Here is a 9,595-nt window from a genome sequence, read left to right on the forward strand (position 1 = left end):
CAGCGGCGCCCGCCACGGCCAGCCGCGCCGGCCCGTCGGCCGCCCCAGCACCAGCTTGGACAGGTTGTGGCCGCGCGCGTAGTCCAGCGTCGCCAGCGCGATGTCGGCGCCGCTCAGCACGGCGGTGGTGGCGCCCAACTCGCCGGCCAGCTTCAGCGTGTTGAGGATGGTCTCGCGCTGCGCCGCCGGCAGCCGCTGCAGCGCTGGCGTTTCGACGTATACCGCGTGCCAGCCGGTGCCGAGCTGGCCGGCCAGCCGCGCCGTGCTGCGCACCGTGTGTTCGCCGCCGGCGCCGGGGCCGACGCAGGCCAGCAGCGCGGCGCCGGTTTTCCAGATGGCGCCGATCGATTGTTCGACCCGGTAGGCGCGCACGTCGTCTTCGATGCGGTCGGCGGTGCGGCGCAGCGCCAGTTCGCGCAGCGCGATCAGATTGCCTTTGCGGAAGAAGTTCTGGCCGGCGCGCTCGGCCTGGGCGCCGTGGTAGACCTTGCCGGCGCGCAGCCGCGCCAGCAGTTCGTCGGCCGGCAGGTCGACCAGCACCACTTCGTCGGCCTGGTCGAACACGGTGTCGGGCACGGTTTCGGCGACGCGGATGCCGGTGATGCCGCCCACCACGTCGTTCAGGCTTTCCAGGTGCTGCACGTTGACGGTGGTCAGCACGTCGATGCCGGCTTCCAGCAGTTCTTCGACGTCTTGCCAGCGCTTGGGGTGGCGCGAGCCGGGCGCGTTGGAGTGCGCCAGTTCGTCGATCAGGATCAGCGCAGGTCGCGCCGCCAGCGCGCCGTCGAGGTCGAATTCGGCCAGTTGCTTGCCGCGGTGCGCGATCAGGCGCGGCGCCAGCTGCGGCAGCCCGGCCAGCATGGCGGCGGTGTCGGCGCGGCCGTGGGTTTCCACCACGCCGACCAGCGGCGCCTGGCCGCCTGCCTGCAGCTGGCGCGCTTCGGCCAGCATGGCGTAAGTCTTGCCGACGCCGGCCGAGGCGCCGAAGTAGATCCGCAGCTTGCCGCGCGCGGCCTTGCGTTGTTGCGCCCGCACCTGCGCCAGCAGCGCGTCGGGGTCGGGGCGTACGGGAGCGGAAGGAATGGCCATGCGCGGATTTTACCTCTAGCCGTGGGCTTGCGCGCGGTCCAGCGCCAGATTCAGCGCCAGCACGTTGACGCGCGCTTCGCCGAACACGCCCAGCCACGGCGTTTGCTGCTGGCGCGCGATCAGCGCCAGCACTTGCTCGACGCTGAGGTGGCGCGTGGCGGCGATGCGGCCGGCCTGGTAGCGCGCGGCGGCGACGCTGATCTCGGGATCGAGCCCGCTGGCGGAGGCGGTCACCAGGTCGACCGGGATCGGGCCCGGATTGGCGACGCCGGCGGCACCGTCGGCCGCCTGCAGTGCGGCGATGCGGCCTTTGACGGCGTCCAGCAGCGCCGGGTTGGTCGGGCCCTGGTTGGCGCCGGACGAGCCGGCGGCATTGTTGGGCATCGGCGCGGTGGCCGATGGCCGGCTCCAGAAATACTGCGGCGAGGAGAAGGCCTGGCCGATCAGCGACGAGCCGACCCGCTTGCCGTTCACTTCCAGCATGCTGCCGCCGGCTTGCGCCGGGAAGGCGGCGCCGCCGATCGCGGTGACGGCCAGCGGGTAGGCCACGCCGCACAGCAGGGTCAGCGCGGCGAAGATGGTGAGGGCGGGACGTAGTTGCGAACTCATGATGGTCTCCTTATACCAGGTTGAACGCGGCCAGCAACAGGTCGATGGCCTTGATGCCGATGAACGGCAGGATGATGCCGCCAACGCCGTACAGCAGCAGGTTGCGGCGCAACAGCGCCACCGCGCCGATCGCGCGGTACGGCACGCCCTTCAGCGCCAGCGGAATCAGCGCCACGATGATCAGGGCGTTGAAGATCAGCGCCGACATGATGGCCGAGGCCGGGCTGGCCAGGTGCATGATGTCCAGCGCCTTCAGCTGCGGGTAGGTGCCGACAAACGCGGCCGGGATGATGGCGAAGTATTTGGCGATGTCATTCGAGATCGAGAACGTGGTCAGGGCACCGCGCGTCATCAGCATCTGCTTGCCGATTTCGACGATTTCCAGCAGCTTGGTCGGGTTCGAGTCCAGGTCGACCATGTTGCCGGCTTCCTTGGCGGCCTGGGTGCCGGAGTTCATCGCCACCGCGACGTCGGCCTGGGCCAGCGCCGGCGCGTCGTTGGTGCCGTCGCCGGTCATCGCCACCAGCCGGCCCTCGGCCTGGTAACCGCGGATCAGTTTCAGCTTGTCTTCCGGCGTGGCTTCGGCCAGGAAGTCGTCGACGCCGGCTTCGGCGGCGATCGCGGCGGCGGTCAGTTGATTATCGCCGGTGATCATCACGGTCTTGATGCCCATCCGGCGCAACTCGGCGAAGCGCTCCTTGATGCCGCCCTTGACGATGTCCTTCAGTTCGACCACGCCCATCACGCGGCCGCCGTCGACCACCACCAGCGGCGTGCTGCCACGACGCGCGATGTCGTCCACCGCGCGCGCCACCTCGGCCGGATACGGCTGGCCCAGCGTCGCCACATACTGGCGCACCGTGTCGGCCGCGCCCTTGCGCAGCGCGCGCACCGGCGCCGCCACCGCCACGCCGCCGCCCGCCTCGGCACCTGCCGCGCCGGCCAACGGCAGGTCGACGCCGGACATCCGGGTCTGCGCGCTGAATGGCACGAACACCGCGTTCAAGGCCGCCATTTCGCGCTCGCGCAGATTGAACTTGTGCTTGGCCAGCACCACGATGCTGCGCCCTTCCGGCGTCTCGTCGGCCAGCGAGGCCAGTTGCGCCACCTCGGCCAGCTGCTGCTCGGTCACGCCGGGCGCCGGCACGAAGGCGGCGGCCTGGCGGTTGCCCAAGGTGATGGTGCCGGTTTTGTCCAGCAGCAGCACGTCGACGTCGCCGGCCGCTTCCACCGCGCGGCCGGAGGTGGCGATCACGTTGGCTTGCATCATGCGGCTCATGCCGGCCACGCCGATCGCGCTCAGCAAGCCGCCGATGGTGGTCGGGATCAAACATACCAGTAGCGCGATCAGCACCGTGATGGTGATCGGGGCGCCACTGCCGGCGGCGGCGACGGAAAACAGCGAGAACGGCAGCAGGGTCACGGTGACGATCAGGAACACGATGGTCAGCGCCACCAGCAAGATGGTCAGCGCGATTTCGTTGGGCGTTTTCTGGCGCTTGGCGCCTTCCACCATCGAGATCATGCGGTCAAGGAAGGTTTCGCCCGGATTGGCGCTGACGCGCACCACCAGCCAGTCCGACAGCACCCGGGTGCCGCCGGTCACCGACGAGAAATCGCCGCCCGATTCGCGGATCACCGGCGCCGATTCGCCGGTGATGGCGCTTTCGTCGACCGAGGCCACGCCTTCGATCACCTCGCCGTCGATCGGGATCACGTCGCCCGCCTCGACCAGGATGTACTGGCCCTTGCGCAGCTCCAGCGCCGGGGTGCCGAGCCAGCTGGTGCCGTGCTTGGGCGTGGCCAGCTTTTTGGCCACCACGCTTTGTTTCAGGCTGCGCAGCGAGGCCGCCTGCGCCTTGCTGCGGCCCTCGGCCAGCGCCTCGGCGAAGTTCGCGAACAGCACCGTGAACCACAGCCAGACGGCGGCGGCGATGATGAAGCCGGCCGGCGCCTCGCCGTGGCCGGCCACGGCCTGCGCCGCCAGCAAGGTGGTGATGATGCTGCCGACATACACCACGAACATCACCGGGCTGCGCAACTGGGTGCGCGGATGCAGCTTGCGCAGCGCGTCGACGATGGCCGGCACCACCAGTTCGGAATCGAACATATTCAGCTTTTTGGCCGGCGGATTGGTAAACAGCGTACTAGCTTGTGACATGATGACTCCTTATTGGGCAAACAACTGCAAGTGCTCGACGATCGGGCCCAGCGCCAGCGCCGGCACGTAATTGAGCACGCCGACCAGCACCACCACGCCGCACAGCAGGCCGATGAACATGGCACCGTGGGTCGGCATGGTGCCGGCGTTGGCGGCCAGCCGCTGCTTGCCGGCCAGCGAGCCGGCGATCGCCAGGATCGGCACGATCATGGCGAAGCGGCCGAACCACATCGCGATCGCCAGCATGCTGTTGTAGAACGGCGTGTTGGCCGACAGCCCGGCGAACGCGCTGCCGTTGTTGTTGGCGGCCGAGCTGAAGGCGTACAGGATTTCCGAGAAGCCGTGCGCGCCGGGGTTGGCGATGCCGGCCTTGCCGGCCTCGCACAGCACCGCGATGGCGGTGCCGGCCAGCACCAGCGTCGGCGTCACCAGGATCGCGATCGAGGTCATTTTCATTTCATAGGCCTGGATTTTCTTGCCCAGGTATTCCGGCGTGCGGCCGATCATCAGGCCGGCGATGAACACCGCCATGATGGCGAAGATCAGCATGCCGTACAGACCGGAGCCAACGCCGCCGAAGATCACTTCGCCGAACTGGATCAGCAGCAGCGGCACCATGCCGCCGAGCGGCGTGAACGAGTCGTGCATGGCGTTGACCGCGCCGCACGAGGCGGCGGTGGTGACCGCCGCGAACAGCGTCGAGGCGCTGACGCCGAAGCGGGTTTCCTTGCCTTCCATATAGCCCATGCGCTGGTCGACGTTGAGCGCCTGCAGGCCGGGATGGACGCTTTGCTCGGCGCCCATCACCACGCAAGTGCAGACCACGAACAGCAGCGTCATCGCGGCCAGCACCGCCCAGCCCTGGCGCCGGTCGCCGACCATGCGGCCGAACGCGAAGCACAGGCCGGCCGGGATCACGAAGATCGCCAGCATCTGCACGAAGTTGCTCAACGCGGTAGGGTTTTCATACGGGTGCGCCGAGTTGGCGTTGAAGAAACCGCCACCATTGGTGCCCAGCATCTTGATCGCTTCCTGCGACGCCACCGGGCCCATGGCGATGGTCTGGGTGCCGGTGGTCAGCGTTTCGGTCACCGGCTGGCCCTTGGCGTCCAGCAGCGGCTGGCCGTCGGCGCCGACTTTCGGCTGGCTGTAGGTGACCGGGTCGAGCAGCTGCACTTCCTGATATGGTTTGAAGTTCTGGATCACGCCCTGCGCCATCAGGAACACCGCCAGCAGCAGTGACAGCGGCAGCAGCACGTACAGTGTGGCGCGGGTCAGGTCGACCCAGAAATTGCCGATCGACTTGGCCGAGCGCGCGGCGAAGCCGCGGATCAGCGCATAGGCCACCGCGATGCCGGTGGCGGCCGAGAAGAAGTTTTGCGCCGCCAACACCAGCATCTGGGTCAGATAGCTCATGGTCTGCTCGCCGCTATAGCCTTGCCAGTTGGTGTTGGCGACAAAGCTGACCGCGGTGTCGAACGCCGAATCCGGGCTGACGTTGGCCATCGCCTGGGGATTCAGCGGCAGCCAGGCTTGCACCCGCTGCAGGCCGTAGGTGACCAGCGCGCCGATCAGGCTGAATAACAGCAGCGACACCGCGTAGGATTTCCAGCCCTGCCCTTGCTCGGGGTCGACGCCGGCGATGCGGTAGATGACGCGCTCGACGCCGCGCAGCCAGCCCATGCCGGGCACGGGTGCGGTGGCGCCGTCGCCGACGCGGGTCAGCAGGATGCCGAGCGGCCAGGCCAGCGCCAGCAGCACGGCCAGGAACACGATCAGCAGGAGGATCGATTGCACGCTCATAGTTCCTCCGCTTTCAGCAACGCCACCACCAGGTAGACCAGCAGGCCGGCCGAGGCGATCGCGCCGATCACATAGAACATATTCATGGCCGGCCTCCCAGCTTGTCGCAGCCGGCGGCCATGGCCACCGTCAGCAGGAAAAACAGCGCCGTGGCGCCGATAAAGATAAAGTCCATCACACCCTCACAGGTCTCGTTTTGATGCTGTGAAGCTTAGCCACAAGGGTCTAAAGATTTTGTAAAGACTTGCCGGCCGGGTGTAAACAAAGCGTAAAAATTTACGTTTTTTTTACGCCGCCGGCGCCACTATTTAGGCCGCGTTTACGGCCGTCTGGCTAAGCTGACTGCATCGCAACCACGTAGGGAAATCATGGATACGCTGACAGGAATCTGGGTACCGCTGGTCACGCCGTTGCGGCATGGCGAGCTGGATGTGTCGTGTTTACAGCGGCTGGCCGCACGCGTGGTCGCCGACGGTGCGCACGGGCTGGTGGTGTGCGGCACCACCGGCGAGGCCGCCATGCTGGATCTGGCCGAGCAACAGGTCGCGCTGGCGGCGGTGCTGGAAGTGACGCGCGGCCGCTGTCCGGTGCTGCTGGGCGTCGGCGGCAACGACACCTTTGCCGCCGCCGGCCGCGTGCTGGAATTCGACGAGGCGCCGCTGGCCGGCTATCTGGTGTCGACGCCGGCCTATGTGCGGCCGTCGCAGCAAGGCTTGCTGCGCCACTTCGAAACCATCGCCGACGCTACCGAGCGTCCCATCGTGCTGTACAACGTGCCGGCGCGCACCGGCGTGCAGTTGGAGCTGGCCACCGCGCAGCGGCTGGCGGAGCGGCCGCAATTCGCCGCCATCAAGGAAGCCGGCGGCAGCCTGTCGCACATCGCGGAACTGCTGGCGCACACGCGGCTGTCGGTGCTATGCGGCGACGATGGGCTGCTGTTTGCCGCGCTGTGCGGCGGCGCGCACGGCGCGATTTCGGCCTCCGCGCATATCCGCACCGATTTGTATGTGCAGCTGTTCGATCTGCTGCGCGCGCAGCGGCTGGCCGAGGCGCGTAGGCTGGCGGCGCGCTTGCAGCCGATGATGCAGTTGCTGTTTTCCGAGCCCAATCCGGCGCCGCTGAAAGCGGCGCTGGCGATGCAGGGCCTGCTGCGCGACGAGCTGCGGCTGCCGATGGTGCCGGCCAGCGCGGTCTGCAGGGAACGGCTGGCGGCCGCGCTGGAAGCGCTCGACAGCATTCCACGCTACCAGCCAGCCGGACAGCCCTCGTCGGCGGCACAGACGGCACAGGCGGCGCGCGCGAACGATGCCACGACGACGCGCTATTCGCTGGCCCACGCCAAGGCGGCCTTATGATCGTCGCCATGACGGGCACCGACGGCGACGGCGCGGTCGCCGATCTGGCCGAGGATCTGGCCATGCTGCGCGTGGCTGCGGGCAAGCGCGTGCTGCTGGTCGGCCCCCGAGCCGGCAGCTACGATGTGGATCTGTATGACGATGTAGTAAGCTATGTGGTGCAGGCCAGCCAGGAAGCACTGTTGGCGCGCGCACAGGTGATTCTGGCGCTGCTGCGCCCGGAGGCGCTGGAACGCGACGGCTCCGCCGCGCTGCGCGCCCGTCTGCTGGCGGCGCAGCGCGCCAATCCCAACGTGCGGGTGCTGGCCACAGTGGCCCATGGCCGCCATCCGCTGACGGCACATCAGGCCGGCTGTGTGCTGGTATTTGTGGCCCAGCTGCCCAACGCCCGGCTGGCCGATACGCTGGTACTGGCCGATGGCGAAGACAGCTACCATTCGCGCCACAGCGAACTCGAGCTGCAAGCCTACAAGGAAGACCGCAAGCTGTGCGCACCGGAAGTGCGGCATTTATACCGCGAAATCTTTCAAAGCCGGGTGAGTATATAGGTGGGGGGTGTTTGGTTTCGACGTTTTACTAAAACGCTCGATGTACTACTACCCTCCGATAGACGGAACTAACGTCCACTAATCCGACTCTAATCATTACTACGCCGACGGATTCACGCGCCGGCTCGGCAATTTTAGTAATCGATAGAGCTTGTTAGCGCTGCCTCGTAGTAGGTAGCGGATTTTAGTAAAACCGACTTTCAGGAGACCCCACCATGAATACTCTCACCATGCCCCTGCGCATCCCTGCCGATCTGCTTGTGGAGTTGGGCGAATACACCGGCCTATTTTGGTCCAGCATGGAGCAGGAACCGCACATTTGCGCGGCCATCCGCGCTTATATCAATCCCGCGCCGCCGGTGCAGGAAGCCGCCACCCGCTCGGACATCGGCTACCAATGGAAGCAGCTGTTTCTTCCGGCCGGCACGCGGCTGCGCGCCAGCTTCCGGCGCCAGCACTACTTCGCGTCGGTCGAAGGCGGCGAAATCCTGTGCGACGGCCAGAGCGTCTCACCGTCCAGTTTTGCCAACCTGCGCGGCAGCGGCAACCGCAACGCCTGGAAAGCCGTCTGGCTGCGCTTCCCCGGCAGCCCGCAATGGGTACTGGCCGACGAATGCCGCACCCTGCAAAAAGCCGCGACGGCCCGCCTGTTCAACGCCGACGCCGACGACGAAGCCGCCAATACCCCGCCCGCCGCGCCGCAACGACCGGCGCCACGTCCAACGCCGGCAAGCGCGGCGGCAGACACACCAGCGGCGGCCGCGCGCACGCCCGCCGCCCCGGGCAAAAAGAAAACCCGGCGCGGCAAGCGGCGCCACCAGCGCAATCACAACGCTTAAAACACCTTGCTGACAGTCAGCTGCAGCGCCGTCTTGCCGAGGAACTTGCCGTTGGCGGCCGAAGTATAAGCCGACTCCTGCGCATTGGTCCCGATCAGCGCCAGCGCGCCAGTCACCACACCAAAGTCGCGGGTCACACCCAGCTTCCAGTCAGAATAGGAAGCCGCATCATTATGCTTAACATCCTGATGGCCGGCATGCAGATTCACCGTCCAGCCCTCGCCCGCATCAATATTGGCACCGACATCCACATAGCCGCTGTTCTTGCTGTCCGCAAAACCAAACAAATTGGTAGTCGCATGCGAATACTTCACATACGCCGGCCCATAACCCAGCTGACCATACACCTCGGTGGTATTGGCACTGACCGGCAACGCATTGGAAGCATAAACATACGTCAGCACACCAACGTCATACGCCACATCCGCCGTCACCTGTCCGCGCTTGCCGGCATAAATATCCAGCTCCAGATTGCCATCACCGCCAGCATCCTTGATCCACTTGATGGTCGACGCCCACGCGCCCACATACAAGCCGGTCGGATTACTCACATAATCCACCCCGCCCTGCAAAGCCGGCTGCAAGCGCGTTTGCGAAATACCGCGATAACGGTAATCGCTGACCGCCGCCACATTAAAGCTAACCGCGTTATCCGGCACCGGAGCAGCTTCCTCGGCGTGAACGGAAAACACAGCGGCCAGCGCCGCGACGAGTACAAACTTTTTCATAACATTCCTATCAGTGGTTAAAAACTTCGCGGTACAGCGCATCCAGCTCGGAAGCCGCCGCGCCGCGAATAATGGTGCTGGCCAGCGTCGCCGCCATCACCCGCGCCGCATACGCGCGCACCGTGGCGCGCTCCGCGTCGCTGGGACCGTCGGCGCCGCCGACCAGCACAAACAGAACACGCAAGCCCGGATTGAACATGCGCGCCGCATTCAAACGGGCGATCAACTGGTATTGACTGGCCAGATCGGCCTGCGCCGGCGTCACCGGCACCACCGCCAGCCGCGCCGCGATCAGCGCCGCCCGACTGTCCGCCGTGTCGCGGCCCTCGGTGTCGATGACGATGTCGTTGTAGCGGCAGCGCAGCAATTCCAGCTCGCCCGGCAAGCTTCGCCCGCGCACCGCGCGCGCCGCGAAGCGCGGCTGCGCCCCGGCCGCCGCCAGCTCGCCGCGCCAGGCGCAGGC

11 protein-coding genes are annotated in these 9,595 nt (G+C 66.7%); 3 read left to right on the forward strand and 8 right to left on the reverse strand.

Annotated features, from left to right (window positions below; translation table 11 throughout):
• The 6 genes from GJ699_RS33625 to GJ699_RS34310 form a co-directional block, all read right to left on the reverse strand.
• Positions 1-1,089: KdpD family sensor histidine kinase (locus tag GJ699_RS33625; RefSeq protein ID WP_503826202.1), on the reverse strand; the 1,089-nt coding region annotated here is incomplete at its 3' end.
• A gap of 15 nt (positions 1,090-1,104) precedes the next feature.
• Positions 1,105-1,698 (reverse strand): potassium-transporting ATPase subunit KdpC, encoded by a 594-nt coding sequence (kdpC, locus tag GJ699_RS33630; RefSeq protein WP_154383770.1) that lies wholly within the window; start codon positions 1,696-1,698, stop codon positions 1,105-1,107.
• A 10-nt stretch (positions 1,699-1,708) separates the two neighbouring features.
• The gene (kdpB, locus tag GJ699_RS33635; RefSeq protein ID WP_154383771.1) at positions 1,709-3,859 is read right to left on the reverse strand and encodes a potassium-transporting ATPase subunit KdpB; all 2,151 of its coding nucleotides are present in this window, start codon (positions 3,857-3,859) and stop codon (positions 1,709-1,711) included.
• Positions 3,860-3,868: 9 nt separating this feature from the next.
• A complete protein-coding gene (gene kdpA, locus GJ699_RS33640; protein WP_154383772.1) occupies positions 3,869-5,662 on the reverse strand; it encodes a potassium-transporting ATPase subunit KdpA in 1,794 nt (597 codons plus the stop codon).
• Positions 5,659-5,748, reverse strand: coding sequence for a K(+)-transporting ATPase subunit F (gene kdpF / locus GJ699_RS33645; protein WP_154383773.1), 90 nt, complete (start codon positions 5,746-5,748; stop codon positions 5,659-5,661). The genes kdpA and kdpF overlap by 4 nt, the downstream gene beginning before the upstream one ends.
• Complete coding sequence (locus GJ699_RS34310; RefSeq protein WP_195763716.1) at positions 5,745-5,837, reverse strand: potassium ABC transporter ATPase; 93 nt, start codon at positions 5,835-5,837, stop codon at positions 5,745-5,747. The genes kdpF and GJ699_RS34310 overlap by 4 nt, the downstream gene beginning before the upstream one ends.
• 193 nt (positions 5,838-6,030) lie before the next feature.
• Here GJ699_RS34310 and dapA point away from each other — a divergent pair, with 193 nt between their 5' ends.
• The 3 genes from dapA (at position 6,031) to GJ699_RS33660 (ending at position 8,404) form a co-directional block, all read left to right on the forward strand.
• Entirely contained in the window at positions 6,031-7,017 is a 987-nt protein-coding gene (gene dapA / locus GJ699_RS33650; RefSeq protein ID WP_154383774.1) for a 4-hydroxy-tetrahydrodipicolinate synthase, read from the forward strand.
• Positions 7,014-7,565 carry a hypothetical protein gene (locus GJ699_RS33655; RefSeq protein ID WP_154383775.1) on the forward strand — a complete coding sequence of 184 codons (552 nt, stop codon included), beginning with the start codon at positions 7,014-7,016 and terminating at the stop codon, positions 7,563-7,565. The genes dapA and GJ699_RS33655 overlap by 4 nt, the downstream gene beginning before the upstream one ends.
• Positions 7,566-7,780: 215 nt before the next feature.
• Positions 7,781-8,404, forward strand: a complete 624-nt coding sequence (locus tag GJ699_RS33660) for a hypothetical protein (protein WP_154383776.1) — start codon at positions 7,781-7,783, stop codon at positions 8,402-8,404.
• Here the strand turns inward: GJ699_RS33660 and GJ699_RS33665 are convergent.
• Positions 8,401-9,132 (reverse strand): TorF family putative porin, encoded by a 732-nt coding sequence (locus tag GJ699_RS33665; protein ID WP_154383777.1) that lies wholly within the window; start codon positions 9,130-9,132, stop codon positions 8,401-8,403. The two genes, GJ699_RS33660 and GJ699_RS33665, sit on opposite strands and share 4 nt — an antisense overlap.
• A 10-nt stretch (positions 9,133-9,142) precedes the next feature.
• Positions 9,143-9,595 (reverse strand): ParA family partition ATPase (locus GJ699_RS34315; protein WP_195763717.1); only part of this gene is annotated, 453 nt, incomplete at its 5' end.

The organism is Duganella guangzhouensis, from assembly GCF_009674535.1.
Classification (GTDB): Bacteria; Pseudomonadota; Gammaproteobacteria; order Burkholderiales; family Burkholderiaceae_D; genus Rugamonas; species Rugamonas guangzhouensis.

Bases quoted from the DNA above. Each gene is read 5' to 3' on its own strand.
- kdpC (WP_154383770.1), bottom strand. From the start codon at position 1,698: ATGAGTTCGCAACTACGTCCCGCCCTCACCATCTTCGCCGCGCTGACC.
- kdpB (WP_154383771.1), bottom strand. From the start codon at position 3,859: ATGTCACAAGCTAGTACGCTGTTTACCAATCCGCCGGCCAAAAAGCTG.
- kdpA (WP_154383772.1), bottom strand. From the start codon at position 5,662: ATGAGCGTGCAATCGATCCTCCTGCTGATCGTGTTCCTGGCCGTGCTG.
- kdpF (WP_154383773.1), bottom strand. From the start codon at position 5,748: ATGAATATGTTCTATGTGATCGGCGCGATCGCCTCGGCCGGCCTGCTG.
- GJ699_RS34310 (WP_195763716.1), bottom strand. From the start codon at position 5,837: ATGGACTTTATCTTTATCGGCGCCACGGCGCTGTTTTTCCTGCTGACG.
- dapA (WP_154383774.1), top strand. From the start codon at position 6,031: ATGGATACGCTGACAGGAATCTGGGTACCGCTGGTCACGCCGTTGCGG.
- GJ699_RS33655 (WP_154383775.1), top strand. From the start codon at position 7,014: ATGATCGTCGCCATGACGGGCACCGACGGCGACGGCGCGGTCGCCGAT.
- GJ699_RS33660 (WP_154383776.1), top strand. From the start codon at position 7,781: ATGAATACTCTCACCATGCCCCTGCGCATCCCTGCCGATCTGCTTGTG.
- GJ699_RS33665 (WP_154383777.1), bottom strand. From the start codon at position 9,132: ATGAAAAAGTTTGTACTCGTCGCGGCGCTGGCCGCTGTGTTTTCCGTT.